The sequence below is a fragment of the Streptococcus mitis ATCC 6249 genome, assembly GCF_000146585.1.
In the GTDB taxonomy this organism is placed as follows: Bacteria; Bacillota; Bacilli; order Lactobacillales; family Streptococcaceae; genus Streptococcus; species Streptococcus mitis_AZ.
In genome coordinates, this window is sequence record NZ_GL397179.1 from 1,239,286 (window position 1) to 1,266,285 (window position 27,000).

Here is a 27,000-nt window from a genome sequence, read left to right on the forward strand (position 1 = left end):
AAAAACCCTTGAGAAAAATTCAAGAGTTTTCTATTTCTATTCTTCATCCATGCTCAAGACGCTAAGGAAGGCTTCTTGTGGAACTTCGACAGAACCAATGGCTTTCATACGCTTCTTACCAGCTTTTTGTTTTTCAAGGAGTTTACGTTTACGCGAAACGTCACCACCATAACACTTGGCAAGTACGTTTTTACGAAGGGCCTTGATATCCGTACGAGCCACAATTTTGTGTCCAATAGCTGCTTGAATTGGCACCTCAAACTGTTGACGAGGGATGATTTTCTTAAGCTTATCAACGATGAGTTTACCACGCTCGTAGGCAAAGTCCTTGTGGACGATAAAGCTGAGAGCATCGACCTTATCACCATTGAGAAGGATGTCCATTTTGACCAGCTTAGATGGACGGTACTCTGACAATTCATAGTCAAAGCTTGCATAACCACGCGTCGAAGACTTGAGCTTATCAAAAAAGTCAAATACGATTTCAGCAAGTGGAATTTGATAGATGACATTGACACGATTATCATCAATATAATCCATAGTCACAAAGTCCCCACGCTTGCGTTGAGCCAGTTCCATCACTGCTCCAACGAACTCCTGCGGCACCATAATCTGAGCCTTGACATACGGTTCTTCAATGGTCGCAATCTTAGTTGGGTCTGGGAATTCTGATGGATTTGACACATCCATAGACTCACCGTCAGTTTGGTTAACCTTGTAGATAACAGAAGGAGCTGTCATAATGAGGTCAATGTTAAACTCACGCTCTAAACGCTCTTGGATAACATCCATATGGAGGAGTCCAAGGAATCCACAACGGAAACCAAATCCAAGAGCCTGAGATGTTTCTGGTTCAAACTGCAAGCTAGCATCGTTGAGCTGTAGTTTCTCAAGTGCTTCACGAAGGTCATTGTACTTGTTCGATTCGATTGGGTAAAGTCCTGCAAAGACCATAGGGTTCATTTGCTTGTAGCCATCTAGAGGCTCTGTGGCAGGATTGCTTGCCAGGGTCACTGTATCTCCGACACGCGTGTCTTGAACCGTCTTGATAGAAGCCGCAATATAACCAACGTCACCTGTCGCTAGGAAATCACGTCCTACTGCTTTCGGAGTGAAAATTCCGACCTCCGTCACATCAAAGGTCTTTCCATTGCTCATGAGTTGAATCTTATCGCCAGGTTTAACAACTCCGTCCATGACACGAACTTGGAGGATAACCCCACGATAAGCATCATAAACTGAGTCGAAAATCAAGGCTTTGAGTGGAGCTGAAACATCACCAGTTGGTGCGGGAACTTTCTCTACGATTTGCTCGAGAATTTCTTCAATACCAATACCAGCTTTGGCAGAAGCTAAAACTGCTTCGCTGGCATCTAGTCCGATGACATCCTCAATCTCTGTACGAACTCGCTCAGGATCGGCTGCTGGTAGGTCAATCTTGTTAATAACAGGAAGAATTTCCAAATCATTATCCAAGGCTAGATAAACATTGGCAAGGGTCTGCGCCTCAATCCCTTGGGCTGCATCGACCACCAAAATCGCCCCTTCACAGGCTGCTAGCGAACGCGACACTTCATAGGTAAAGTCCACATGCCCAGGTGTGTCTATCAAGTGAAAAATATAGGTCTCCCCATCTTTAGCAGTATAATTCAGCTCGATGGCATTAAGTTTGATGGTAATTCCGCGCTCTCGTTCTAGATCCATACTATCCAGAAGCTGGGCTTGCATTTCACGACTAGAAACGGTCTCCGTCTTTTCCAAAATGCGGTCTGCTAGGGTTGATTTCCCGTGGTCAATATGGGCGATGATAGAAAAGTTCCGAATCTTCTCCTGTCGTTTCTTTAATTCTTCTAAATTCATGATTCTCTTCCTTTCAGGGTATCTATTTATTATAAATTGTTTTTAACATTTTGACAAGACCATACCCTGTAAGGAGTACTAATCTTCGGCGATAAAGCCGTCATTTTCAATAAAATAGTGTTCGGTCATGCCTTGGTCAGTAAAGACAATACCATGAAGGACACCTCCGTAAACGGCTCCTCCATCCATCCCAACTTTGCCATCTTCTGTCACCCAAAGGTCAGCAGTACCTGGTTTCTGATCTAGTAGACCATAGACTGGTGTATGCCCAAAGACAATCATTTTCCCAGTATGATTTTCGGCTTCGTGGAATGGTTTTCTGAGCCAGACTTTCTTGTAATCAGTCGTTTCATGCCAATCATCCAAGGTCAAATCAATACCAGCATGTACAAAGATATACTTGTCTGTCTCAACAACAAAAGGCATCTGACGAATAAATTCGACCAAGTCTGCCGCTTCCGTCTCGACGCATTTAGCGTCTTCAACTGCATCCACAGGTGCATCCAAGGGACGACCTAGGATAGAGTTAATAGTTGTATCACCACCATTTCGACGATAGTGGTCATAGCTTCCTTCAGGATTGTCCAACCAAGTCAGAAACATATACTCGTGGTTTCCTGATAGACAGATAGCCCCTCGATCGTCCACCAAGTCCTTAACCATTTCTAGAACACGTCGACTATCTTCACCTCGGTCAATCAAATCCCCTAGAAAGAGCAACTGGGTGTGACCATCCCATGTTTTGAGAAGGTCTTCCAGCATACCTGCTTTTCCATGGACATCTCCAATTACATAATAGTCTGTCATTTATTTCTCCCTCGTTTGCAATAATTCTCTCGCTTGGGTAAGAGCTGCTTCTGTTACATTCTCTCCTGCTAACATCTTAGCAACTTCCTCTACTCGCTCTTCTAAAGTCAAGAGGCGAACCGTCGACACCGTTGAGTGCTCATCACTAATCTTTTCAATAAAGAATTGATAATCCGCAATCGCGATCACTTGAGGAAGGTGAGAGATTGCTAAAACCTGACCATGTTGGCCAATCTTGTGAATCTTCTGAGCAATAGCTTGAGCAACACGACCTGAAACTCCCGTATCCACCTCATCAAAGACAATACTGGTCTTACCTTCCTTACGAGAAAAAGCAGACTTAATAGCTAGCATGAGACGAGACAATTCCCCACCAGATGCAACCTTAACCAAAGGTTTAAAGTCTTCACCAGGATTGGTTGAAATGTAAAACTCAACTGCTTCATTTCCTTCACGGCTGAATTTGCCCTTGCTAAAGCGAACTTGAAATTGAGCCTTCTCCATATAAAGATCTTGCAGTTCTTGTTTAATCTCTGCTTCTAGCTGCTGGGCCAAGTCATGGCGGGCTGAAGCTAGCTGATTTGCCAACGCAACAAGATTGACTTCCAATTTTTTAAGCTCTGCTTCCATATCTTCGGAAGAAAGGTTATTCCCTGTCAAGAGATTGTACTCATCCGTAATCTTGGCAAAGTAAAGCAAGACCTCATCAACTGTCCCACCATACTTACGTGTGATCGTGTTGAGCAAATCTAAGCGATTTTCAACCTGCATGAGTCGATTGCCATCAAAATCTAGATCTTCGATGATATCTTCCAAACGCTTTGTAATATCTTCTAAAACATAGTAGGTCTCTGATAGAGAACTTGAAATTTCACGGTATTCAGGGTCGTATTCTTCGATACTTTCCATGTCATTCATAGCGGAACGGACATTTGCTAGGCTGGAGAACTCCTCATTGTCCAACATAGTGTAGGCATTTGTCAAGGTATCTGCTATATTTTTGTGGTTGAGGAGTTTATCTCGTTCTTTGTTGAGACTAACATCTTCACCCGCTTGCAAATTTACCGCCTCAATCTCTGCCATTTGAAATTCCAACATCTCAATGCGAGACTTGTGTTCCTGCTGATTTTTCTTGACTTCAAGAACTTGTTTACGCATTTTGCGATAGGCGTCAAAGCTTGTCTGATAGGCTTGTTTCAACTCAAAAAATGCTGCATCACCAAATTCATCCAACATTTGGATATGAAGTTGTGGACGCATTAACTCTTCTTGGTCATGTTGCCCATGGATATCGACAAGATGCTGGCCGATTGCACGCAGGACAGAAAGATTGACCATCTGTCCATTGACGCGACTTACACTTCGCCCATTTTGAAGAATTTCACGACGGATGATAATCTCATCCCCCAATTCCAATCCTTGCTCGTCAAAGAGTTCTTGTAAAGAATGACTATTCTCAACAGAGAAAAGCCCTTCAATCTCAGCCTTGGGAGCACCATGACGAATGACATCCGTAGCCGCTCTAGCTCCTAACATCATGTTCATGGCATCGATAATGATTGATTTACCGGCACCTGTTTCACCAGTTAAGACTGTCATGCCTTTTTCAAAATTTAGCGAAATCGCCTCTATAATGGCAAAATTTTTAATCGAAATTTCAAGTAACATATCGACCTACCATTTTTTAACTTGTTCAGATATTTCCTTAGCTGCTTCCTCTGTTTTTGCCACAATCAAGATTGAATTGTCATCCGCAATGCAGCTAAAAATCTTATCAGAAAATGCTGCAACCAGCTGACCTTTCACAAATACTGTGTTCCCAGGAATGACATTGAGGTTAAGCATGTTACCCATTACTTGAGAACCTTCGATGTTATTCTCAGCCAACTGCAAACTCTTCACAATTGATTTTGGCAACTCATAGATATAAGTGTTGTTTTTCAAAGGAATTTTAACAATACCAAGCTCTTTGATATCTCTCGATACAGTAGCTTGAGTGGCAGAGATACCTGCTTCCTTTAAATGCTCAACGATTTCTTCCTGTGTTCCGATTTGGTAATCTGTTACAAATCTTCTAATTTTTTCAAGTCTCTCTTTTTTATTCATCTTTAAATTCTCTATGTGCTCTCTCTACAACTTTTTCTATTTCGGGGGCAACTTGATTGCTTGCTCCCTCTTCCTTTTTCAAATATGCCAGAAATTCGATGTTTCCATGTCCTCCTTGGATTGGTGAATAGTCTAATCCAAGCACAGAAAAGCCTTGCTCAACCGCCATAGCAGTGACAGATTCAAGGACAGTTTGATGAACCTTGGCATCGCGAATGATTCCATTTTTCCCGATTTGCTCACGACCTGCTTCAAATTGGGGCTTAACCAGAGCTACCACCTGACCTTGATCAACCAAGACACGGTGCAAGGCAGGCAAAATCAGACTGAGGGAAATGAAACTCACATCAATACTGGCAAAGCTCGGCTCCTTTTCGAAATCAGTCTTTTCAGCATAACGAAAATTAAACTGCTCCATGCTGACAACCCGAGAATCTTGGCGCAATTTCCAGGCTAACTGATTGGTCCCAACATCCACCGCGTAGACAAGCTCAGCACCATTTTGCAACATGACATCGGTAAAGCCACCAGTAGAAGCCCCAATATCAATCGTGGTCGCCCCATCCACTGACAAATCAAAGACCTGCAAGGCCTTTTCCAGTTTCAAGCCACCCCGGCTGACATACTTGAGTTTTTCACCTTTGAGTTTTAACTCAGTATCATCTGGGATTTTCTCTCCTGGCTTGTCAAAACGCTCTCCATTAAGAACAGCCACAACAAGCCCTGCCATAACACCCCGCTTGGCTTGTTCTCGTGTCTCAAACAAACCCTGTTTATAAGCTAGTACATCCACTCTTTCCTTAGCCATTGATTCTCAAACTTTCTACTACTTTCACAATCGGTTCTGTTTCAAAGCTGACTTGCTGGGAAATTTCATCTAATTTTACCTTGGCTTGATCAAGGGTTTGGTTACAAAAGGTAATGGCCTCCTCCAAGCCCAACAAGGCTGGATAGGTTGATTTTTCAGCCTGCAAATCCTTTTGTGGAGTCTTGCCGATTTCCTCAAAACTAGCTGACACATCCAGCACATCATCTCTGACTTGAAAAGCCAGTCCAATCAATTCACCCACAGTTTTCAATTTTGCTTGGATTTCAGGCGCTAATTCAGTTATGATAGCAGCTGCTTGGAAGGGATAGGCTAGTAACTTACCTGTTTTATTGGCATGAATGGTCTGAAGTTCTTCCAAAGACAAATGTTGGTGTTCGCCTTCCATATCTAAAACCTGCCCTGCCACCATTCCCAGACTTCCTGAAGCAAGGGATAAGTTGGCAATCAAATCCACCTTGATCTGACTTGGCAAATCTGCCTGCGCTATCAAGGCATAGGGATCTAGGAACAAGGCATCTCCAGCCAAAATGGCCATCGCTTCGCCAAATTTCTTGTGATTTGTCAAGCGCCCCCGACGGTAATCGTCATCATCCATGGCAGGAAGGTCATCATGAATCAAGCTTCCTGTGTGAATCATTTCCAAGGCCGCTGCCACTTGAGCATGTGCTGGTTGGATAACTACTTGCAGGGATTCCAGAACTTCTAACAAGAGAAAAGGACGAATACGCTTGCCGCCAGCATGAATGGAGTAGAGAACAGACTCTCGTAAACTAGAAGCAAACTGCTGATCTCCATAAAAGTCTTCCAAAGCCGACTCCACAAGAGCTAATTTTTCTTGCTTCTTCATTCAAAATCACTTTCTGTTCCGTCTTCTTGCATGACCTTGACCAAGGTCTTTTCAGCCTTGTCCAAGGTCTCTTGGAGTTCTTTTGACAAGACCATGCCCTTTTGAAAGGCAGCAATCGCATCTTCCAGAGCAATTTCACCATTTTCCAAACTTTGGACGATGGTCTCTAATTCTGCTAGATTTTCCTCAAATTTCTTTTGTTTTGACATCTTTAACCTCTAATTCTACTTGACCGTCTCGCATCAAAAGCGTCACTTGGTCTTTTTTCTTCAACTTCTCAACCGAATCCACAACTGTCTCTTCTTTTTTTACAATAGCATAACCACGCGCCACAATTCGGCTCGTATCCAACATCAGCAAGGCTTCCGAAAGTCGCTTAACCTCAGCAACCTTGGCATCATAAACCAAAGCCATTTGGCTACGAAGGAGCTTGTCCAACTGAGCAAGCCGATCCTGATAGCGTTGGATTTTGGGAACAGGTGATAATTGCACCAGTTGGTGCGTCCTTACTTGGACTAAATGTTTGCTATCAGAAATCCGTGTTCGCAAACTTTGTTTTAATCGCAGTTGCAGCTGATCCAACCGTTGCAAATAACCATCATACAAGCGCTCTGGTTGTCTAAAGATGACTGACTGACTGCATTTTTTCAAAACCTCTTTTTTCCTTGACAGGACATTCTGAACCGCTGTTGTCATCCGTTTTTCTTGATTTTGCAAATGGGTCAAGAGATCCAACTTAGTGACAGGTGTTGCCAGTTCAGCTGCAGCTGTTGGCGTCGCAGCACGACGATCAGCCACAAAGTCTGCCAAGGTCACATCTGTCTCATGACCAACACTAGAGATGATTGGCAAACGGGATTCAAAAATAGCCCGTACCACGATCTCTTCGTTAAAAGCCCAGAGATCCTCGATGGAACCCCCACCACGACCAATGATGAGAACATCTAGGTCCTCACGTTGATTGGCACGCGCAATATTTCGAGCAATTTCTTCCGCAGCTCCATCACCTTGTACCTTGGTCGGATAGAGAAGGAGATCGACACCAGGAAAACGTCTGCTGACGGTCGTGATAATATCTCGAATAACAGCTCCACTGCGACTGGTTACCACACCGATTCGCTTAGCAAACTGGGGAATAGGTTGCTTGAAGCGTTCTTGAAATAAACCTTCTTCTGTCAGTTTCTTCTTGAGTTGTTCAAACTGAATCGCAAGCGCCCCAACCCCATCAGGCTCAGCTTTTTCAATGATGATAGAGTAGCTACCGCTCGGTTCATAGACCTGCACACGCCCAATTACATTGATCTTCATCCCTTCTTCCAAGTCGAAGCCTAATTTCTGATAGATCCCTGACCAGATGGTCGCTTGAATAACCGCATGGTCATCTTTTAGAGAGAAATATTGGTGAGTAGGTCGTTTACGAAAGTTGGAAACTTGGCCAGTTAAATAGACCCGTTCCAAGTAAGGGTCTTTATCGAATTTCATTTTCAGATACTTGGTCAAAGTTGTTACTGATAAATACTTTTCCATCTCCACCTACTATTCATTTTCTTGCTTTTCCATGGGTATTATTATACCAAAAATATGATTAAAAATCTCCTTTTGCATACCGAAACGAAAGGAAAAATAGAAAAAGGAGGCTAGGCCTCCTCATCTGATTATTTGCTATTACGAGCTTCTTCCAAAATCTTAGAAATCTTGGTTGTCAAAAGGTCAATAGCGACGGTATTGCTGGCACCTTCAGGAATAATGATATCCGCATAACGCTTGGTCGGCTCGATGAACTGGTGATACATGGGTTTGACCACACCTAGATATTGGTCAATCACACTATCCAAACTACGGCCACGCTCTTCCATGTCCCGCTTGATCCGACGAATAATGCGCACATCATCATCCGTATCCACAAAAATTTTGATGTCCATCAAATCGCGCAGACGCTTGTCCTCCAAGACCAAAATTCCCTCAACGATAAAGACATCTTGAGGATCTTGACGATAGGTTTTGTTGCTCCGTGTATGTTCAGTATAGTCATAAGTCGGAATATCCACCGGACGCCCTGCCAACAACTCCTTAATTTGCTCGATCATCAGATCTGTATCAAAGGCAAAAGGATGGTCGTAGTTGGTTTTGACACGCTCTTCAAAGGTCAAATGAGATTGGTCCTTGTAGTATGAATCATGCTCAATCATGGCAATCTTTTCATCAAGAAAATGAGATAAAATAGCCTTTGAAACACTGGTCTTACCACCACCAGAACCACCTGTCACTCCGATAATGATTGGTCTATTTTGCATGCTATCCTCCGTTTTTTTATCCGTCGTCTATTCTATCACATTTTTAGCCAAATTTATAGTCTGATTTTGATAGACTATGGCTAACAATTCCATCCCCACACTCCAGTTTGACTAGCATAGAACTTTCCTTGGCTTGTAGAGATTGCCCCGTTTTTCTAGAATAGCTAGCAATTTGTCTCCCTCAAAGGCAGCCAATTCTTGGTCTGTTTGGTCTAACTCGATAAAACGGCCAAAGCGCACTTCTGTAGCCTCTTCTGGACTTAGAAAAACTTTGACAAGATCTCCCGTTCCAATCTCTAGAGGATAGAGAAAGTCCAGTTGACCTGCCTCCACTTTTGCAGTAATTTCGTCCAAGGTAAGAGCATCTTCCAGTTCTAAACCGGCTGCACTCGTCCGTGTCAAATGGGACATATGAGCTGCATAGCCCAGCTTCTCTCCCAAGTCAACAGACAAGGTACGGATATAGGTTCCCTTACTGCATTTTACACGAAAAGTAAAGCGTGCAAGATACCCATCATAAAAAATGGGGCTCGTTCTTTCAAAACTATAGATTGTTACCTGACGTTCTGGGCGCTCTACTTCCTGACCAGCACGCGCATACTCATAAAGCTTGCGACCATTAACCTTGACAGCCGAATACATAGGGGGAATCTGAGTAATAGGCCCAGTCAGACTCGCAATCGCTTCATCGACAAGCTTTTCATCCAATGGCGACAAAACAGGTGTCTCTGCGACCACTTCCCCACTGGAATCCTCGGTCGTCGTTGAATAGCCGATAGTAATCTCCCCCTCGTAGACCTTGCCCTCATCTTGCATGAACTCGACCATACGGGTTGCCTTGCCCACCGCAATAGGCAAAACACCCACCACATCCGGATCCAGCGTCCCACCATGACCGATTTTCTTAGTTCCCAAAATCTTACGCAGCTTAAAAACCGCATCATGCGAGGTCATCCCCGCTTCTTTTTTTAAGTTGATAATACCGTTCATGTGTTGCTTTCTATTCCCCCTTCAATGCTTCAAATTTCGCTTTCATGGTAGGATTTTTCCGGGTCAATTTTTTAACTGAAACATCTTCCAACTTGTTATTTGCAAGACGAAGTTGGTTTTCGGATGTGGTTAGGAATTTCTTGACCTCTTCCATCCGTTTGATGGCCTTGTCGATTTCATCGATAGCTTTTCCAAAGTTGGTCGAAGCAGAGTTGTAGTTTTTGGCAAAAGCTACTTTGAAGGCATCCAAGTCTTCTTCAAAATGCGTAATATCGATATTCTGCTCCCGAACCAAGGCCAACTCCTGTTTGTATTTAAGAGAATTAAGCGCCGCATTGCGCAAGAGACCAATCAACTGGATAAAGAACTGGGGACGGACGACATACATCTTTTCATATTCGTGGCTGACATCCACGATACCGGTGTTGAAGTAGTCATTATCCGCCTCAAGCATAGTCACTAAAACCGCATACTCGCAGTTCTTTTCCCGACGGTCTTTATCCAACTCCTTGTAGAAGTCCGAATTCTTGTGCTTCTTCTCTGTTCCGTCCGCTTCATTTTTCATTTCAAACATGATGGAAATGATTTCCACTCCATTTTCATCACATTCACGGAAGATAAAGTCCCCCTTAGATCCTCGCGCAGAGACCTTGTTATCCTTCTCAAAGTAGGCATTTGGAAAGGCAAAACTGCGAACCTTATTGAACTCACTCTCCGCATACTGTTCCAGACTTTCCCCGATAGCTTTTGTGGATTGTTGGGCTTTGAAATTCTTGTAAAATTCGACTTGTTCACTAGCAGCCTTGAGCTGGGCTTCGTAATTCTGCTTAACAGAAGCCAAAGACAACTCATTTTCCTTTTCTTGCAAGAGGAGCTGATTTTTAACTTGATCCCGTTCTTTTTCTAGGTCAGAAAGGGTCTTTTGCAGTTGATTTTCATGCTCCAAACGCAAGGTAGCCAGTTGGTTTTCCAAGGCCTGCACTTCCTTGTCCTTTGCTAATAAGGCCTCATGACTTGTCTGTTCAACTTCTTTCTTGACCAATTCCTTCTCTGTATCAAAGTTTTGGATTTGACTCTGCAGTTGCGCAATTTCTTGATCCTTCTGAGCTAGTTTAGACTGTTGCTCATTCATAACCTTCTGCTCAGCAAGGGCAAGCTCTTGCTTGATTCGATCATGCAGTTCCTTATCAAACTCTGTCGTTCTCACTTGAGAAATGAGTTCGGCATACTGACTCTCATTTACTGTAAAGACTTCCCCACAGTTGGGGCATTTGATTTCGTTCATAACTTTCCTCTTTCTAGACTTCTGTAACCATTATATCATGCCTGAGGGAAAATCAAAAACAGTGAGTCGAAACCCACTGTTGATATCTGTTACTCTAAATTTTTTCCAAGGCTAAGCGCAAATCTTCAATCAAATCCTCTACATTTTCAAGACCGATCGACAAGCGGATTTGGTTTGGTGTGACACCTGCTGCTTCTAGATCTTTTTCTGACAACTGACCGTGGGTAGTTGTCGCTGGATGGACAACAAGCGATTTGGCATCTGCTACGTTTGCAAGGTCAGAGAAGATTTCCAAATTATCAATGACTTTGCGTGCTTCTGTCTCTCCACCTTTGACATGGAAGGTAAAGATTGAACCAACACCTTTTGGCAAATATTTCTCAGCCAAGGCATGATAAGGACTGTCAGCAAGTTTTGGATAGTTGACTTTTTCAACCTTAGGATGGTTGACAAGGAAATCAACAATTTTCTCTGCATTTTGCACATGGCGTTCCACACGAAGTGAAAGAGTTTCAAGCCCTTGGAGCAATAGAAAGGCATTAAATGGTGACAAGGCAGCACCTGTATCACGAAGCAATTGAACACGAACAGCGATAATAAAGGCTGCTGCACCCACATCACGAGTATAGCTCAAGTTATGGTAGCTAGGATCTTCCTCTACAAACTGCGGAAATTTCCCTGAAGCTTCCCAGTCAAAACGACCACTGTCCACGATAACACCACCAATAGTCGTACCATGACCACCGATAAACTTAGTCGCTGAGTGGACTGAAATATCGACACCGTGAGAGAAAACGTTAATCAAATATGGTGTGGCAAAAGTATTGTCAGAAACGAGAGGAATCTGGTGTTTATGCGCAATCTCAGCCAATTTTTCTAAGTCAGGAATGTTAATCAAGGGATTCCCTAAGGTTTCAATCAAGACAAGTTTGGTATTGTCACCGATAGATGCTTCAACTTCCTCCAAATTATCCACATCTACAAAGGTAGTTGTGATTCCATAACGAGGAAGGGTTTCTTTCAAGAGATTGAAAGTCCCACCGTAAATAGTTGACGCAGCCACCACATGGTCACCCGCATGAGCAAGGGCAAGAATTGTATAAGTAAGTGCAGCCATACCAGATGCTGTCGCTAGCGCTCCAACACCACCTTCAAGAGCAGCGATTCTTTCCTCAAAGGCTGCTGTTGTGGGATTTGTGATACGGGTATAGATATTGCCTGGTTTTCTCAAGGCAAACAGATCTGCACCTTCCTGCGTGTCATCAAAAACGAAGGATGTTGTTTGATAAATCGGTACTGCACGAGACTTGGTCGCTGGATCAACGACTTGCCCAGCATGCAATTGTAGGGTTTCAAATTTAAAATCACGAGTCATAAGACGGCCTCCAAATAGCTTCATTAGGTATATTGTATCATCTTGGGTCAGCCTTTTCCAATACAGTTTTTCTATATTTTGATATAAGGAACAACTATGACTAGTCATACACATCAAACAAAAAAGCACGATTAACTCGTGCTCATTTATTTAATCGACATAAGTATCTTCGTTTTTATTGAGGAAGGCGTAAGGTAAGCCCATCAAGAGACCTCCTCCGATAAAGTTTCCGACAAAGGTCACACCCCAGTGACGTAGGATGTTCGGAATGTCAAAGTTTGCGATAGAATCAGCTGCAACACTAAACTTAACAATCGCAAAAGAAGCAAAGATCGCAGCAATGTGTTCGTTTGTTAAGAATACAAACATGTAAATCGCTGATAAGACAAGCCAAAGTTTGGCACCACCGTCTTTCACCAAAACGAATGAAAGAATGGCAATGTTTACAAAGATATTGGCTAAAATACCTTCAAGCAAGACTAGCTCATTTGAACGACCTAACTTCATCTCTACAACCCCTGAAATGAAGCTATCATGTGTTAGATTTGCATAGGCAGCTGAGTTGGCAAAGCCCCAACCTGCTATCAAAGCTCCGATGAGGTTGAAGAAGGTACAGTAAAGTAGAATCTCAGCTGTTTTTCTCCAAGAAATTTTCTTCAAAAAACTGCCCGCGGTTAGGAACATCATGTTGGAAGTGACCAACTCAGCATTCAAGAAAACAATGTATGCCAATCCCCAAGCAAAAACAAATGGGAAGAGGAAGCGTCCACTGCCTGGTGCGATCTTATTAATCAAATCAGCCCCAACTGCGCCCGCAGCCGTACTAAATGTTAGAAAAGCACCTGCAAACATGGAACGAATCGCATATTTAAACTTACTTTGGCTATAAAGACTTTCTTTCTTCTTACAAGCAAATTCAATCTTTGAAATAAATTCTGAAGAGACCATAAAAAACTCCTAAACTTTTATTTGTGATAATTATAACATAATTCTTGTTTTCTAGAAAGCGTTTTCTGTAAAATTCTAAAATATTTATCTTAAAAATCTTTATCCTAAGCCTTCCTATCCTTTTTCATAAGAAGTATTTTGATTCTATTTGTTCATATAAAAAACCAGTGAAATAGCACTTCACTGGTTCTTGTATTTGTTAATAACGTTGTTTATATGGTTTATTAAAGGCTTTCAAAATATCTTCAGATGTATCCGAATAAGCTTTTGATTCTTTAAAAATACCTTTCACAATAATTCGTTCAGTTTCATCGTAGTCTACACAGGTTACCAAGGTAATTTCTTTCACTCCATCACGGTCTTCGACTTCATCCACTCGGTCTGGTGTGACACGTTTAACTTCCGTAATCTCGTAGGTATAAACCTTGTCCTTATCCGTCAGATAAATCTTCATACCTGCCTTGGCATTGACCAATGGCGAGAAGAGCATCTGGCTCGCATTTTCAGCAGTAAAGATATGGTGACTGGCTAGAGAATAGTTGCCTTCTCCCATTTTTTGATCGCGTTTCATGGTCCCTGCTCCGTAGAACAAGTTTACATTATCCAATCCTTTAAAAATAGGCAGGTTGATTTCTACTTCAGGAATAGCAATACCTCCAATAACGGGAAGTTTCTGAGCATCCCATTGTGAAGCCAATACAGCTTCAGATGAAATAGACTTAACAGAGTCAAAATCAAAATTCCCTTCGGTTTTTAGATTTTCATCTATATTTTCCTTGGTCACTTGATTGACTTGGTATTTATTGGTATTCCAGACCAAAAAGAGGTCACGAATCTTAGAATTAAAAATCAAGGCTAGGGAAAGAAGAATCAAGAAACCGGCTAGAATATTGATAAATAGATTTCTTCTCTTATTCTTTTTATTTTTCGTTTTTTTACGAGACATTATGCTTCACCTTCTGTTTCAATTTCAGTCCCAACTTCTTCTTTTTCTGACGCTGCTACCGTTGTAAAAGTTACAATTTTGGCATCTTGATCCAAGCGCATCACTTTAACTCCCATAGTTGAGCGCCCTGTTTGTGAAATATTGGCAACGTTGGTTCGAATCATGACACCTGTATCAGTGATAATCATCAAATCTTCATCACCTTTAACAGTCAAAAGACCTGATAGAGGACCATTTTTCTCAGCTACATTAGCCGTCTTCATCCCTTTACCACCACGACCTTTTGTTGGATATTCGGTCGCAACTGTACGCTTACCATATCCTTTTTCTGTGATGATAAGAACCTCGTCCTGGTCAGTAATCACACTAGCACCAACAACTGTGTCCCCTTCACGGAGATTGACACCTTTCACACCCGTAGCAATACGACTCATTCCACGAACGGCTGATTGATTAAAGCGAACTGCATAACCAAACTTGGTACCAATGATAATATCCGTATCTTCTTCTGTCAGCAAGACATTGATTAACTCATCCTCATCCTTGAGATTCAAGGCCTTAAGTCCATTTTGACGAATATTTGCAAATTCTTTGACACTGGTTCTCTTCACGACACCGTGACGAGTTGTGAAGAAGAGATAAGCATCATCACTACTTTCAGAATCAACATTGATGATGGTCTGAATGCTTTCGCCTTCGTCCAACTTCAAAAGATTGACAACTGGCAAGCCCTTGGCTGTACGACCATATTCTGGGATTTCATAACCTTTTAGTCGGTATACACGTCCTTTATTAGTAAAGAAGAGCAGATGATCATGAGTGCTAGTTGAAACCAACTCACGCACAAAGTCATCATCCTTAACGCCAGTACCTTGAACCCCACGACCACCACGTTTTTGGGCAGTGAACTCACCTTGGTCCAGACGTTTGATGTAACCCTTATTAGAAAGGGTAATCAAGACATCCGTCTCCTCAATCAAGTCTTCGTCCTCAAGTGTCAAGACCTCTCCGACCATCAACTCAGTACGACGTTTGTCACCAAACTTGCGTTTGACTTCATCTAACTCGTCTTTGATGATTTGCGCCACACGTTCTGGTTTGGCAAGAATATCTGCCAAATCTGCAATCAAGGCAATCAATTCATCATACTCAGACTGAATCTTATCACGTTCCAATCCTGTCAAACGACGAAGACGCATATCAAGGATTGCCTGACTTTGACGCTCTGAAAGCTTAAACTTGCTCATCAACTCAGCTTGTGCTTCGGCATCTGTTTCACTTGCACGGATAATACGAATGACTTCGTCGATATGATCTAGCGCAATTAGAAGACCTTCTAAGATATGTGCACGCGCTTCTGCTTTTTCTTTGTCAAAACGTGTACGACGAACGACCACTTCTTTTTGGTGTTCAATATAAGCATCCAAAATTTGACGAAGGGACAAGATCTTTGGTACGCCATTTTGAATTGCTAGCATATTGAAACCAAAGTTGGTTTGCATCTGGGTCATCTTGAAGAGATTGTTGAGGATAACATTTGCAGAGGCATCGCGTTTCACTTCAATCACGAAACGAACCCCTTCACGGTTAGATTCATCTCGTACTGCTGTAATGCCCTCAATTCGTTTTTCCTGAACCAAGCGAACAATATGCTCGTGTACCTTGGTTTTATTAACCATATAAGGGAATTCCGTTACAACGATACGCTCACGGCCAGTTTTAATTTCTTCGATTTCAGTACGAGAACGAAGGACAATGGAACCTTTACCAGTCTCGTAGGCCTTATGAATACCTGATTTCCCCATAACAAGGGCACCAGTTGGAAAGTCTGGACCAGGCAAGACCTCCATCAAGTCCTTAGTAGTCACATCTGGATTGTCCATAACTAGCTTAACAGCATCAATGGTTTCACCTAGGTTGTGAGGAGGAATGTTGGTAGCCATCCCTACGGCAATCCCAGTTGCCCCATTGACCAAAAGGTTTGGAAAACGAGCTGGCAAGACCAAGGGTTCACGCTCATTGGCGTCGTAGTTGTCTACGAAATCAACTGTGTTTTTATTGATATCACGAAGCATTTCCAGAGCAATCTTGCTCATACGTGCCTCAGTATAACGCTGGGCGGCAGCACCATCCCCGTCCATAGAACCAAAGTTTCCATGCCCATCAACGAGCATGTAACGATAGCTCCACCACTGGGCCATACGAACCATAGCTTCATAAATAGAGGAGTCTCCGTGGGGGTGGTATTTACCCATAACATCTCCTGTAATACGAGCTGATTTTTTATGGGGTTTATCTGGAGTAACACCTAGTTCATTCATTCCGTAAAGAATACGACGGTGAACTGGTTTTAAGCCATCTCGAACATCAGGAAGAGCACGCGCTACGATAACACTCATGGCGTAGTCGATAAAGCTGGTCTTCATCTCCTTTGTCAGATTAACATTCACTAAGTTTTTATCCTGCATTAATAAATGCCTCATTTCACAATTAGTAACTAGATATATTATACCATAAAGTGTAGATCATTTCAGTCTTTGGAAATCACTAAAACGTTTACATCAAGAACAAGAGGGCATTTCCGTGACAAAGCTTTTTAAAAGTGATAGAATGAAAATATCTGGGGAATTCCCAAAAAAAATTGAAGGAGATGTTTAGAAAATGACTTCTACTAAACAACACAAAAAAGTGATCCTTGTCGGTGATGGTGCCGTAGGTTCATCTTATGCTTTCGCGCTTGTTACCCAAGGAATTGCACAAGAGCTTGGAATCATTGAAATTCCTCAATTGTTTGAAAAAGCGGTTGGTGACGCAGAAGACCTTAGCCATGCCCTTGCCTTCACTTCACCTAAAAAAATCTACGCTGCAAAATACGAAGACTGTGCTGACGCTGACCTTGTAGTTATCACTGCTGGTGCTCCTCAAAAACCAGGTGAAACTCGTCTTGACCTTGTAGGTAAAAACCTTGCAATCAACAAATCAATCGTTGAGCAAGTTGTTGCTTCTGGTTTCGATGGTATCTTCCTTGTAGCAGCTAACCCAGTTGACGTTTTGACTTACTCAACTTGGAAATTCTCTGGATTCCCTAAAGAACGCGTTATCGGTTCTGGTACTTCTCTTGACTCAGCTCGTTTCCGTCAAGCACTTGCTGAAACAATCGGTGTTGACGCTCGTTCAGTCCATGCCTACATCATGGGTGAACACGGTGACTCAGAATTCGCTGTTTGGTCTCACGCTAACGTTGCCGGTGTTAAATTGGAACACTGGTTGCAAGCAAACCGTGACTTGAACGAAGCTGACCTTGTTGAACTTTTCATCTCAGTTCGTGATGCTGCCTACTCAATCATCAACAAGAAAGGTGCTACATACTACGGTATCGCAGTTGCCCTTGCTCGTATCACTCGCGCTATCCTTGATGACGAAAATGCAGTACTTCCACTTTCAGTATTCCAAGAAGGTCAATACGGTGTTGAGAACGTCTTTATCGGTCAACCAGCTATCGTTGGTGCACACGGTATCGTTCGTCCAGTAAACATCCCATTGAACGACGCTGAAACACAAAAAATGCAAGCATCTGCAAAAGAATTGCAAGCAATTATTAATGAAGCATGGAAAAACCCTGAATTCCAAGCAGCTTCTAAAAACTAATGAAAAGAAGGTTCTCATCATGGGAACCTTTTTCTTTTTTCTTTTTGCCCCAATAATACCCCAAAGCAACAAAAAAAGCCTATCGACCAAGCTAGAAGGCTTGATACAATAGGCTTATTAAAGTGTCATTATTTAACAGCGTCTTTAAGAGCTTTACCAGCTTTGAATGCTGGAACTTTAGAAGCTGCGATCTTGATTTCTTTACCAGTTTGTGGGTTGCGACCTTTACGTGCAGCACGCTCACGAACTTCAAAGTTACCAAAACCGATCAATTGAACTTTTTCACCAGCTGCAAGGTATTCAGTTACTGCTGCGAATACAGCGTCAACTGCTGCTGCTGAATCTTTCTTAGTCAATTCTGTAGCTTCTGCTACTTTAGCGATCAAATCTTGTTTGTTTGCCATGTTAATAAATCCTCCAAATAATTTCTAATTAACAAATATAATCATATCCTAAAATTGGCTATAGGTCAAGTCAAAAACACTATTTCTAACGATTTTTCTCTATTTTTTTAGGAATTGTAACGAATTAGAATTGCCCAGGCATTTTCTCCCGTATGTGTTTGAATAATAGACCCTGTTTCCAATACAGAGATTGGTTTTTCTACATAAGTTTGCAACAAGTTCTTCATCTCAGTTGCCCATTCATTTGTACCTGCATATGAAATTCCAATCTCAGCCACTGATTGATGCGAGAGCGTCTCAGTCAATTCATCAAGCCATTTTTTGAATGTCTTAGCACCTCGTCCCTTAACGATAGGCTGGAGTTCATGATTCTTCATCTGCATCACAACTCGGATGTTCAAAAGAGAGCTTAATAATCCCGTCACACGTCCAATACGTCCGCCCTTAACTAGATTTTCTAATGTTGAAACACCGATATAGAGTTCCGTATGATTCTTAACGTCTTCTACATGAGCTAGGATGGTTTCTAAATCTTTCCCTTCTTGGGCAAGTTTAGCTGCTTCAACTACTTGAAACTTCATAGCTTGGTCTGTAAAAGAACTATCAATAACCGTCACATCAGCAGTTGAGAGACTCGCTCCTTGACGAGCAGCTTCAACAGTTCCTGACAAGGCATGGGACATGTGAATCGCGAGAATCTGACTACCGTCTTTACCTAGTTCTTCAAAAACCTCAGCAAACACTCCTACTGGAGGCTGACTAGTTTTCGGCAGATTCTTACTTTGTTGCATAAGATGAAGAAACTCCCCTTCTTTCAAATCTGCGTCTGAATAAAGCACACTATCGATCATAACGGATAGCGGCACAACCGTAATATTTAACTCTTTTACTACTTCTGGTTCGATGGTAACAGAAGAATCTGTTACAATTTTTACTTGTGTCATAATTTCAATCTTTCTATTCTTTTCAATAAGATAGGGATTTATCACTTTTATTATATCAAAATTTTGTTAAAAAATCATAAGAGATCCAATTAAAACGCTTGAAAATTTGGTATAATCTATCTATAGAAAAAGCGAGGGAGAATCATGATTCGAAAAGTTCAGCCTATTATCACTATCATACTAGGGACAGCTATTTATGCCTTTGGTCTCACCTACTTTGTAGTTCCCTATCATCTATTTGAGGGTGGTGCGACAGGTATTACACTCATTACCTTCTACCTCTTTAAAATTCCAGTCTCACTGATGAACCTCTTGATCAATATTCCTTTATTTATCCTAGCCTGGAAAATATTTGGTCCTAAAACTCTCTACACCAGTCTCTTGGGAACTATCTCCCTCTCGGTCTGGCTTGCTGTCTTTGAAAAAATTCCTTTACAGTTTGACCTACAAGGGGATCTCATTATCGTTTCGCTAGTTTCTGGTGTTTTACTGGGAGTCGGTTTAGGAGCTATTTTTAATGCTGGTGGGACGACTGGTGGTTCAGATATTGTTGCCCGTATCCTCAATAAATACACCAATATCTCAATTGGTAAATTGCTCTTTGGGATTGACTTTTTTATCCTAATGTTGATTTTAATTATCTTCCAAGATCTTCGTCTCGTTACCTATACTCTCTTGTTTGACTTTATCATCGCTCGTGTTATCGACTTGATCGGTGAAGGGGGCTATGCTGGTAAAGGATTTATGATTATCACTCAGTATCCTGAGCAATTAGCTGATAAAATCAATGAAGAACTAGGGCGTGGCGTGACCTATATCTCTGGTCAAGGCTACTACAGTAAGAAAGATTTGAAAATCATTTATTGTATCGTCGGTCGAAACGAAATCGTTAAAATGAAGGATATGATTCACCATATAGATCCTCAAGCCTTTATTACCATCACTGAAGCTCATGAGATTCTTGGGGAAGGATTTACCTACATAAAAGAATAAAACAAAAAAGCTGGGAAATCCCAGCTTTTATTTTTGTTTAGAAAGTGTAGAATGACGATAGCCATAAGTAAAGTAAATCACTAGTCCAACCAACAAAGCAAGTCCAAAGGCAATCCATGTTTCCTTGGTATACTGAAGCATAAAGGAAAGACAGATAAGAATGGAAAGGATTGGCAAAAGCGGCACTAAAGGAGTTTTGAATTCTCCTTCTTTTGGCATCCCCTTATCTTTTCTGAGTTTGATAATGCCATAGGCAAGTAAGATGAGATAGGCTAGTGTACAGATATTCAGAAAGGCTGCAATGCTTGCCAAGGGGAAAATGCCCGCAGCAATGGCTGAAGCAAACCCTGTTAAAATAGTCGCATTCTTTGGAACTCGGCTGCTTTTGCTTAGTTGTTTGAAGCTTTGAGGCAAAAGACCATCACGTGCTAAGCTGTAAATCATTCGAGACAGAGCGTAGGTCATGGAAATACACACAGTAATCAAGGTTAAAATGGCTACAAGCGAAACATAGTTGGCTGCCCAGCCAATCCCGATACTACGCAAAGAGAAGGCTACTGCATCGTCCACATTGAGTTGGCTATAGTGAACAACCCCAGTTAATACTAAGGTTACCAAAGCATAGAGAATAGTGACGATTGACAGAGAAAGGACAATTCCTCGAGGAACATTCTTTTGCGGACTTTGAATCTCATCAACTGCCATGGAAATTGACTCAAAACCAAGGAAACCAAAGAACATCAAAGAGGCTCCTGCCATTATTCCAGTACTTCCACCATATAGTTGACCAAAGCCAAAGGGAGCAAAATTTGACCAATTTTCAGGTTTGATGTGCCAAATCCCAACTAGGATAAACAAGGCTAGAGCAGAGAATTTCAAGACCACTAGTAGCGAATTAAAGCGCAAGGCTGCCTTGGAATTTAATAAAACTACTCCTGTTACCAAAGCAAGCACCAAAATAGGTAAAAGGTCGATATAGGTGCCTTGTTCGGGGTTAAAAGTACCATTTAAGGCTTGGGGCATGGAGATACCATAATTACTGAGTAAGCCCTTAAAGTAAGCTGCCCAGCCAGATGCCACACCCGATATGGCCGTCATGAATTCCATGATGGTCAACCAACCGGCAATCCAGGCTGGCAATTCTCCTAAGATCGCATAGAGATAACTATAAGCACCTCCTGTTGCAGGCACACGAGAGGCAAATTCTGCAAAAAAGAGGGCTGATAAAGAAACGCATAGGGCAGAAATCACTATGGAAGCAACTAGTGAAGGACCAGCTAGTGTTGCTGCTGCTGTTCCTGTAATGGTGAAAATCCCTGTCCCTACCATGGCACCAATTCCTAGTAAAATCAAATCCCATAATTTCAAATGGCGACGCATTTCCGTTCGTCCCAGACTAACATCCTTGGTTCTAAAAATATTCATACTTCATCTCCACTAAATGTAATTGTTTTATTTTACCACATAAAAGTATTTTTGTGAATATTTATTAGGTTCTTTTTTAAAAAAAATTCTGAACAGAAAGGATTTCTGTTCAGATTCTGCATATTCTTACCCAACTGATCCTTCCATTTCATAGCTAATCAAGCGGTTTAGCTCAACGGCGTATTCCATTGGAAGTTCTTTGGTGAAGGGCTCCACAAATCCCATGACAATCATCTCGGTTGCCTCAGTTTCTGACAAACCACGGCTCATGAGGTAATAGAGTTGTTCTTCTGAAATCTTAGATACCTTGGCTTCGTGTTCCAATGCGACTTGTGAGTTGTGAATTTCATTAAACGGAATGGTATCTGATGCTGACAAGTCATCCATGATAATGGTATCACACTCGATGTGAGAAACAGATTTCTTAGAGTTCTTGTTAAAGGTTACTTGTCCACGGTAGTCCACTTTACCTCCACCTTTAGCGATGGATTTTGACACGATAGACGAGCTTGTATGTGGAGCGTTGTGGATCATCTTAGCCCCTGTGTCTTGGTGTTGCCCAGCATTGGCAAAGGCGATAGAGAGCATAGTTCCACGCGCTCCTTCTCCATCAAGGTAAACAGATGGGTATTTCATGGTTGTTTTTGCACCCAAGTTTCCATCGATCCACTCAACAGTAGCATCTTTTTGAGCTTTAGCACGTTTTGTAACCAAGTTATAGACGTTATCAGACCAGTTTTGGATAGTCGTATAACGCATATAAGCTCCGTCCAAAGCAAAGATTTCTACAATGGCTGCGTGTAAGCTGTTGCTTGAATAAGTTGGCGCTGTACATCCTTCTACATAGTGTACACTTGCTCCCTCATCAACGATAATTAAGGTACGTTCAAACTGACCAGTATTTTCATTGTTGATACGGAAGTAAGTTTGAAGTGGAATATCTACCTTGATCCCTTTCGGTACGTAGATAAAGGTTCCACCAGACCATACTGCTGAGTTAAGGGCTGCCAACTTATTATCTGTCGGCGGGACCAACTTCGCAAAGTATTGTTTAAACAAGTCTGGGTATTCCTTGAGGGCAGAATCCGTATCTGTAAAGATAATTCCTAACTTCTCAAACTCTTCCTTCATGTTGTGGTATACCACTTCTGACTCGTACTGGGCAGAAGCTCCAGCTAGATAAGCACGCTCAGCTTCTGGAATTCCAATACGTTCAAAGGTTTCTTTGATCTTTTCAGGTACATCATCCCAAGAACGGGCTGGTTTGTCAGATGGTTTTTGGTAGTAGATCAAATCATCAAAGTCAATCTCTGACAAGTCTGCTCCCCAAGTTTGCATGGGCATTTTCTTAAAGGTTTCATAAGACTTCAAACGGAACTCCAGCATCCACTCAGGCTCACCCTTGGCAGCAGATAATTCACGAATAACACCTTCGTTGAGCCCTTTTCCTGTCGATAGGACAGGCTCTACATCGTCATGGAAACCAAATTTATATTCACCAAGGTCAATTGGTTTTGGTTCTACTCTTTCTTCAGCCATAATATCCTTTCTTTCATTATATATTTCTATGTTTCTTATTTATCTTCTTGATTTTCAATTGTTTTTTTGAGAGCATTCCAAGCTAAGGTTGCACACTTAATTCTTTGTGGGAATTTAGCTACACCAGATAAGAAAGCTGCATCTCCAAGACTGTCTTGTCTGTCATCTTTTTGACCTTGGACCATTTCTGAAAAAATAGTCGCAAGTTCTAAAATTTCTTGTTTGCTTTTTCCTAAAACGGCATCTGTCATCATACTAGCAGAGGCAGTTGAGATAGTACAACCCGAGTTTAGAAAAGCGATATCTTGCAAACGATCGGCTGCATCAAACTTGACAGAGAGGTTGATGACATCCCCACAAGTCGGATTGTTGAGACTGATTTGCTCAGCGTCTTCTAACTTCCCTTGGTGATGTGGATTTTTCGAATGGTCCGCTACCACTGCCATATAAAGGCTATCTAGTTTAGAAAGTGCCATTGAAAAACTCCTTTGTCTTTTGTAAGGCATCAACTAGCTTGTCGCAATCTGCCTTGGTATTGTAGATATAAAAACTTGCGCGAGCTGTTGCTGGAACTTCTAAATACTGGAGTAAGGGTTGGGCACAATGGTGACCGGCACGAACAGCTACTCCTTCATAATCCAAAGCGGTCGCAAGGTCGTGAGGATGGAGATCACCTAGGTTAAAGGCAATAACACCTGAACGTTGAGTTAGGTCCTGAGAACCATAAATAGTCAGTCCTTCAATTGCCTGAAGTTTTGGATAGACGTAGGCTATCAATTCCTGTTCATGAGATTCAATGGCATCCATACCAATCTTTTCCAGATAATCCACTGCTGCAGCAAGTCCGATAGCACCTGCCATATTGGGCGTTCCAGCCTCAAATTTCCAAGGCAATTCCTTCCAACTAGCAGATTGCTCATAGACAAAATCAATCATCTCGCCGCCAAATTCTACTGGTGACATTTGCTCCAGATACTTTTCTTTACCGTAAAGGACACCAATACCAGTCGGACCAGCCATCTTGTGCCCTGAAAAGGCAAAGAAGTCCACATCCAAGTCCTGGACATCAATCTTCATATGTGGCGTAGACTGAGCACCATCCACCACCATGATAGCTCCAACTTGGTGGGACATTTGAGTGATTTCTTTGATAGGATTGACCACACCAAGAACATTGGAGGCGTGAGCTAGGGAAACAAACTTGACCTTGTCAGTCAATTTGGCTCGCAAATCCTCCATATCCAGAGCTCCATCCTTGATATAAACATAGACAAGCTCTGCTCCAGTCTTGCGACAGGCCTCCTGCCAAGGAATGATATTGGAATGGTGTTCCATGACAGAAATCAAGACCTGGTCTCTCTCAGTCAAGACTTCCTCAGCATAACGCGCTACCCAGTTAAGACTGGTCGTCGTTCCTCTAGTAAAGAGTACTTCCTTTGTAGAACCAGCATTGATAAACTGACCAATGGTTTCACGAGCTGCCTCATAAGAAGCTGTTGCCCGTTCTGCCAAGGTATGAACACCACGGTGAACATTGGCATTGTCCTCCTCATAGTAGCGGTTGATTGTTTCAAGAACTGCTAGTGGTTTTTGTGTCGTCGCAGCATTGTCCAGATAGACCAGAGGTTCATCGTTGACAATCTGGTCTAAAATTGGAAAATCCTTGCGAATCGCTTCTACATCTAACATAGGCTTCCCCTTAGCGTTTTGACAATTTTTCTTCGATGGTTGCAATCATTTCATCACGAACTTCCTTGACTGGAATCTCTACGATAACAGAGCCAAGGAAACCACGAACAACCAAACGTTCTGCAGTTGCTTTGTCCAAGCCACGGCTCATAAGGTAGTACATGTCTTCTGGATCTACTTGTCCAATAGACGCTGCGTGTCCTGCAGTAACATCATTTTCATCAATCAAAAGAATTGGGTTAGCATCTGAACGTGCTTGGTCTGAAAGCATGAGAACACGACTCTCTTGTTGCGCATCTGCTCCCTTAGCGCCTTTGATGATGTGTCCGATACCGTTGAAGGTCAAGGTTGCTTTTTCAAGGATAACCCCATGTTGGAGAATATTTCCGATTGAGTTGCAGCCGTAGTTAGTCACTCGAGTATCAATCCCTTGAACCTGGCGGCCGCTTGAAAGAGCTACGACTTTAAGGTCAGCATGGCTACCATTTCCAATCAAGTCGCTATCAAAGTCTGCAACGACGTTTCCTTCGTTCATGACACCAATCGCCCAGTCAATGCTTGCATCGTTGCCTAGTTTACCACGACGGCTAATGTAGGCAGTGACATTTTCACCTAAACGGTCAATAGCAGCAAATTTTACTTGCGCACCAGAACGAGCAATCACTTCAACTGTGATATTGGCAGTTGCTTTTGCACTACTTCCACCTCGTGACTCTAGACGTTCAAGATAGCTTATTTTAGAGTTCTTACCAGCAATAATCAGAATATGCTTGTTAAAGGGCACATCGCTATCGCTGTCTTGGTAGAAAATTCCTTCGATTGGCTCTGTAATCTCAACGTTATCAGGAATGTAGAGAACAGCACCACTGTTAAAGTAAGCTGTATGGTAAGCTGCCAACTTGTCATCGTCAAATTTTACAGATGACATGAAGAATTCCTCGATAAGTTCTGGAATTTCTTCTAAAGCTGAGTGGAAGTCTGTAAAAACAACCCCTTGTTCTGCCAACTCAACTGGAATTTGTTCAAAAACTGTTTGAGTTCCAACTTGAACCAACTTCAAATGATTGTCTAGAGCTGTGAAGTCAGGAACATTTGCTGAAGGCTCACTTTCTGTGATGGTTCCATCTCCCAGATTCCAACGGTGAAATTTCACACGCTCGATAACTGGTAATTCCAAACTCTCAATCTTATCAAAAGCTTTTTGACGGAGTTCGGACAACCAGCTTGGTTCAGCGTGCATTTCTGAAAAAAGTTTAATAGTTTCTTTAGTCATTTACTTCTCCTAAAAGATACGAGGGAATTACAATTCTTCCTTGTAGTCATAGCCAAGTTCTTCAGCTAATTTTGCGTATCCTTCACGTTCCAATCGGGCTGCCAATTCTGGACCACCAGAAAGAACCACACGACCTTCCATCATCACGTGTACCACGTCTGGTGTGATGTAGTTCAAAAGACGTTGGTAGTGAGTGATGATCATGGCACCAAAGCCTTCACCACGCATAGCATTCACACCTTTCGATACAACCTTAAGGGCATCAATATCAAGACCTGAGTCAATCTCATCCAAAAGGGCAAAAGTTGGTTCCAACATCAAGAGTTGAAGAATTTCATTACGTTTTTTCTCACCACCAGAGAAGCCTTCGTTGAGGTAACGCTCTGCCATTTCTTCTTTCATGTTGAGCAATTCCATTTTCTCGTCTAGTTTAGTGATAAACTCACGAACTGAAATCTTTTCATCATCTTCTTTACCAGCATTCATGGCTGCACGAAGAAACTCTGCGTTAGTAATTCCTGGAATTTCAGATGGGTATTGCATAGCAAGGAAAAGTCCCATACGTGCGCGCTCGTCCACTTCCAATTCAAGGATATTTACACCATCAAACAAGACCTCACCTTTGGTAACCTCATAGTTAGGGTTTCCCATGATAGCTGCAGAAAGAGTCGATTTACCAGTACCATTTGGTCCCATAATGGCTGCGATTTCTCCTGTTTTCAGAGTCAGATTGACTCCTTTCAAAATTTCTTTTCCTTCAATCTCAACGTGAAGATCTTTGATCTCTAATACTGACAT

Annotated in this window: 25 protein-coding genes; 2 read left to right on the plus strand and 23 right to left on the minus strand. The window is 42.1% G+C overall.

What is annotated here, in order from left to right; genetic code table 11:
* Nucleotides 1-36: 36 nt before the first annotated feature.
* The 15 genes from lepA to gyrA form a co-directional block, all read right to left on the minus strand.
* Nucleotides 37-1,860 (minus strand): translation elongation factor 4, encoded by a 1,824-nt coding sequence (gene lepA, locus HMPREF8571_RS07790; RefSeq protein WP_001047195.1) that lies wholly within the window; start codon nt 1,858-1,860, stop codon nt 37-39.
* A gap of 78 nt (nt 1,861-1,938) precedes the next feature.
* Nucleotides 1,939-2,667, minus strand: a complete 729-nt coding sequence (locus tag HMPREF8571_RS07795; RefSeq protein ID WP_000133314.1) for a metallophosphoesterase family protein — start codon at nt 2,665-2,667, stop codon at nt 1,939-1,941.
* Nucleotides 2,668-4,335 carry a DNA repair protein RecN gene (gene recN, locus HMPREF8571_RS07800; protein ID WP_000923561.1) on the minus strand — a complete coding sequence of 556 codons (1,668 nt, stop codon included), beginning with the start codon at nt 4,333-4,335 and terminating at the stop codon, nt 2,668-2,670.
* A gap of 6 nt (nt 4,336-4,341) precedes the next feature.
* On the minus strand, nt 4,342-4,773 hold the full coding sequence (locus tag HMPREF8571_RS07805; RefSeq protein ID WP_001034393.1) for an arginine repressor: 432 nt from the start codon (nt 4,771-4,773) through the stop codon (nt 4,342-4,344).
* Nucleotides 4,766-5,581: a TlyA family RNA methyltransferase gene (locus HMPREF8571_RS07810; RefSeq protein WP_001041066.1), complete on the minus strand. Its 816-nt coding sequence runs from the start codon at nt 5,579-5,581 to the stop codon at nt 4,766-4,768. The genes HMPREF8571_RS07805 and HMPREF8571_RS07810 overlap by 8 nt, the downstream gene beginning before the upstream one ends.
* The gene (locus tag HMPREF8571_RS07815; RefSeq protein WP_000743833.1) at nt 5,574-6,449 is read right to left on the minus strand and encodes a polyprenyl synthetase family protein; all 876 of its coding nucleotides are present in this window, start codon (nt 6,447-6,449) and stop codon (nt 5,574-5,576) included. Before HMPREF8571_RS07815 ends, HMPREF8571_RS07810 begins: the two co-directional genes overlap by 8 nt.
* Nucleotides 6,446-6,658, minus strand: coding sequence for an exodeoxyribonuclease VII small subunit (locus HMPREF8571_RS07820; protein WP_000043227.1), 213 nt, complete (start codon nt 6,656-6,658; stop codon nt 6,446-6,448). The genes HMPREF8571_RS07815 and HMPREF8571_RS07820 overlap by 4 nt, the downstream gene beginning before the upstream one ends.
* Nucleotides 6,636-7,976: an exodeoxyribonuclease VII large subunit gene (gene xseA / locus HMPREF8571_RS07825; RefSeq protein WP_000417473.1), complete on the minus strand. Its 1,341-nt coding sequence runs from the start codon at nt 7,974-7,976 to the stop codon at nt 6,636-6,638. The genes HMPREF8571_RS07820 and xseA overlap by 23 nt, the downstream gene beginning before the upstream one ends.
* A 128-nt stretch (nt 7,977-8,104) precedes the next feature.
* Nucleotides 8,105-8,743: a uridine kinase gene (gene udk, locus HMPREF8571_RS07830; RefSeq protein ID WP_001181362.1), complete on the minus strand. Its 639-nt coding sequence runs from the start codon at nt 8,741-8,743 to the stop codon at nt 8,105-8,107.
* Between the two features lie 111 nt (nt 8,744-8,854).
* Nucleotides 8,855-9,733: a tRNA pseudouridine(55) synthase TruB gene (truB, locus tag HMPREF8571_RS07835; protein ID WP_001013265.1), complete on the minus strand. Its 879-nt coding sequence runs from the start codon at nt 9,731-9,733 to the stop codon at nt 8,855-8,857.
* Between the two features lie 10 nt (nt 9,734-9,743).
* The gene (locus tag HMPREF8571_RS07840) at nt 9,744-11,018 is read right to left on the minus strand and encodes a DUF2130 domain-containing protein (RefSeq protein ID WP_001002594.1); all 1,275 of its coding nucleotides are present in this window, start codon (nt 11,016-11,018) and stop codon (nt 9,744-9,746) included.
* Between the two features lie 94 nt (nt 11,019-11,112).
* Nucleotides 11,113-12,393, minus strand: coding sequence for an O-acetylhomoserine aminocarboxypropyltransferase/cysteine synthase family protein (locus tag HMPREF8571_RS07845; protein ID WP_000196305.1), 1,281 nt, complete (start codon nt 12,391-12,393; stop codon nt 11,113-11,115).
* A 150-nt stretch (nt 12,394-12,543) separates the two neighbouring features.
* The gene (locus HMPREF8571_RS07850; protein WP_000254771.1) at nt 12,544-13,341 is read right to left on the minus strand and encodes a formate/nitrite transporter family protein; all 798 of its coding nucleotides are present in this window, start codon (nt 13,339-13,341) and stop codon (nt 12,544-12,546) included.
* Between the two features lie 199 nt (nt 13,342-13,540).
* Nucleotides 13,541-14,287, minus strand: coding sequence for a class A sortase (locus tag HMPREF8571_RS07855; protein WP_000087628.1), 747 nt, complete (start codon nt 14,285-14,287; stop codon nt 13,541-13,543).
* Nucleotides 14,287-16,755, minus strand: a complete 2,469-nt coding sequence (gene gyrA, locus HMPREF8571_RS07860; RefSeq protein ID WP_001153005.1) for a DNA gyrase subunit A — start codon at nt 16,753-16,755, stop codon at nt 14,287-14,289. The genes HMPREF8571_RS07855 and gyrA overlap by 1 nt, the downstream gene beginning before the upstream one ends.
* 193 nt (nt 16,756-16,948) lie before the next feature.
* Between gyrA and HMPREF8571_RS07865 the strand changes: the two genes are divergently transcribed.
* Nucleotides 16,949-17,935 (plus strand): L-lactate dehydrogenase, encoded by a 987-nt coding sequence (locus tag HMPREF8571_RS07865; protein WP_000204734.1) that lies wholly within the window; start codon nt 16,949-16,951, stop codon nt 17,933-17,935.
* Between the two features lie 128 nt (nt 17,936-18,063).
* On the opposite strand, the gene HMPREF8571_RS07870 is transcribed toward HMPREF8571_RS07865, so the two are convergent.
* Entirely contained in the window at nt 18,064-18,339 is a 276-nt protein-coding gene (locus HMPREF8571_RS07870) for an HU family DNA-binding protein (protein ID WP_001284636.1), read from the minus strand.
* Between the two features lie 107 nt (nt 18,340-18,446).
* Nucleotides 18,447-19,283, minus strand: a complete 837-nt coding sequence (locus tag HMPREF8571_RS07875) for a DegV family protein (RefSeq protein WP_000195459.1) — start codon at nt 19,281-19,283, stop codon at nt 18,447-18,449.
* A 144-nt stretch (nt 19,284-19,427) separates the two neighbouring features.
* Between HMPREF8571_RS07875 and HMPREF8571_RS07880 the strand changes: the two genes are divergently transcribed.
* Nucleotides 19,428-20,276 carry a YitT family protein gene (locus tag HMPREF8571_RS07880; protein WP_000619967.1) on the plus strand — a complete coding sequence of 283 codons (849 nt, stop codon included), beginning with the start codon at nt 19,428-19,430 and terminating at the stop codon, nt 20,274-20,276.
* A gap of 27 nt (nt 20,277-20,303) precedes the next feature.
* On the opposite strand, the gene HMPREF8571_RS07885 is transcribed toward HMPREF8571_RS07880, so the two are convergent.
* From HMPREF8571_RS07885 to sufC, 6 genes are all read right to left on the minus strand, one after another.
* Nucleotides 20,304-21,701 carry an APC family permease gene (locus tag HMPREF8571_RS07885; protein WP_001020289.1) on the minus strand — a complete coding sequence of 466 codons (1,398 nt, stop codon included), beginning with the start codon at nt 21,699-21,701 and terminating at the stop codon, nt 20,304-20,306.
* Between the two features lie 126 nt (nt 21,702-21,827).
* Nucleotides 21,828-23,240, minus strand: coding sequence for a Fe-S cluster assembly protein SufB (gene sufB / locus HMPREF8571_RS07890; RefSeq protein WP_000797061.1), 1,413 nt, complete (start codon nt 23,238-23,240; stop codon nt 21,828-21,830).
* Nucleotides 23,241-23,275: 35 nt separating this feature from the next.
* Nucleotides 23,276-23,716, minus strand: coding sequence for a Fe-S cluster assembly sulfur transfer protein SufU (sufU, locus tag HMPREF8571_RS07895; RefSeq protein WP_001218465.1), 441 nt, complete (start codon nt 23,714-23,716; stop codon nt 23,276-23,278).
* The gene (locus tag HMPREF8571_RS07900) at nt 23,703-24,929 is read right to left on the minus strand and encodes a cysteine desulfurase (RefSeq protein ID WP_000887692.1); all 1,227 of its coding nucleotides are present in this window, start codon (nt 24,927-24,929) and stop codon (nt 23,703-23,705) included. Before HMPREF8571_RS07900 ends, sufU begins: the two co-directional genes overlap by 14 nt.
* 10 nt (nt 24,930-24,939) lie before the next feature.
* Nucleotides 24,940-26,202: a Fe-S cluster assembly protein SufD gene (sufD, locus tag HMPREF8571_RS07905; RefSeq protein WP_000159854.1), complete on the minus strand. Its 1,263-nt coding sequence runs from the start codon at nt 26,200-26,202 to the stop codon at nt 24,940-24,942.
* A gap of 27 nt (nt 26,203-26,229) precedes the next feature.
* Entirely contained in the window at nt 26,230-27,000 is a 771-nt protein-coding gene (gene sufC, locus HMPREF8571_RS07910) for a Fe-S cluster assembly ATPase SufC (RefSeq protein ID WP_000114489.1), read from the minus strand.

Coding starts and splice junctions, on each gene's coding strand:
- lepA (WP_001047195.1), bottom strand. CDS start 1,860: ATGAATTTAGAAGAATTAAAGAAACGACAGGAGAAGATTCGGAACTTT.
- HMPREF8571_RS07795 (WP_000133314.1), bottom strand. CDS start 2,667: ATGACAGACTATTATGTAATTGGAGATGTCCATGGAAAAGCAGGTATG.
- recN (WP_000923561.1), bottom strand. CDS start 4,335: ATGTTACTTGAAATTTCGATTAAAAATTTTGCCATTATAGAGGCGATT.
- HMPREF8571_RS07805 (WP_001034393.1), bottom strand. CDS start 4,773: ATGAATAAAAAAGAGAGACTTGAAAAAATTAGAAGATTTGTAACAGAT.
- HMPREF8571_RS07810 (WP_001041066.1), bottom strand. CDS start 5,581: ATGGCTAAGGAAAGAGTGGATGTACTAGCTTATAAACAGGGTTTGTTT.
- HMPREF8571_RS07815 (WP_000743833.1), bottom strand. CDS start 6,449: ATGAAGAAGCAAGAAAAATTAGCTCTTGTGGAGTCGGCTTTGGAAGAC.
- HMPREF8571_RS07820 (WP_000043227.1), bottom strand. CDS start 6,658: ATGTCAAAACAAAAGAAATTTGAGGAAAATCTAGCAGAATTAGAGACC.
- xseA (WP_000417473.1), bottom strand. CDS start 7,976: ATGGAAAAGTATTTATCAGTAACAACTTTGACCAAGTATCTGAAAATG.
- udk (WP_001181362.1), bottom strand. CDS start 8,743: ATGCAAAATAGACCAATCATTATCGGAGTGACAGGTGGTTCTGGTGGT.
- truB (WP_001013265.1), bottom strand. CDS start 9,733: ATGAACGGTATTATCAACTTAAAAAAAGAAGCGGGGATGACCTCGCAT.
- HMPREF8571_RS07840 (WP_001002594.1), bottom strand. CDS start 11,018: ATGAACGAAATCAAATGCCCCAACTGTGGGGAAGTCTTTACAGTAAAT.
- HMPREF8571_RS07845 (WP_000196305.1), bottom strand. CDS start 12,393: ATGACTCGTGATTTTAAATTTGAAACCCTACAATTGCATGCTGGGCAA.
- HMPREF8571_RS07850 (WP_000254771.1), bottom strand. CDS start 13,341: ATGGTCTCTTCAGAATTTATTTCAAAGATTGAATTTGCTTGTAAGAAG.
- HMPREF8571_RS07855 (WP_000087628.1), bottom strand. CDS start 14,287: ATGTCTCGTAAAAAAACGAAAAATAAAAAGAATAAGAGAAGAAATCTA.
- gyrA (WP_001153005.1), bottom strand. CDS start 16,755: ATGCAGGATAAAAACTTAGTGAATGTTAATCTGACAAAGGAGATGAAG.
- HMPREF8571_RS07865 (WP_000204734.1), top strand. CDS start 16,949: ATGACTTCTACTAAACAACACAAAAAAGTGATCCTTGTCGGTGATGGT.
- HMPREF8571_RS07870 (WP_001284636.1), bottom strand. CDS start 18,339: ATGGCAAACAAACAAGATTTGATCGCTAAAGTAGCAGAAGCTACAGAA.
- HMPREF8571_RS07875 (WP_000195459.1), bottom strand. CDS start 19,283: ATGACACAAGTAAAAATTGTAACAGATTCTTCTGTTACCATCGAACCA.
- HMPREF8571_RS07880 (WP_000619967.1), top strand. CDS start 19,428: ATGATTCGAAAAGTTCAGCCTATTATCACTATCATACTAGGGACAGCT.
- HMPREF8571_RS07885 (WP_001020289.1), bottom strand. CDS start 21,701: ATGAATATTTTTAGAACCAAGGATGTTAGTCTGGGACGAACGGAAATG.
- sufB (WP_000797061.1), bottom strand. CDS start 23,240: ATGGCTGAAGAAAGAGTAGAACCAAAACCAATTGACCTTGGTGAATAT.
- sufU (WP_001218465.1), bottom strand. CDS start 23,716: ATGGCACTTTCTAAACTAGATAGCCTTTATATGGCAGTGGTAGCGGAC.
- HMPREF8571_RS07900 (WP_000887692.1), bottom strand. CDS start 24,929: ATGTTAGATGTAGAAGCGATTCGCAAGGATTTTCCAATTTTAGACCAG.
- sufD (WP_000159854.1), bottom strand. CDS start 26,202: ATGACTAAAGAAACTATTAAACTTTTTTCAGAAATGCACGCTGAACCA.
- sufC (WP_000114489.1), bottom strand. CDS start 27,000: ATGTCAGTATTAGAGATCAAAGATCTTCACGTTGAGATTGAAGGAAAA.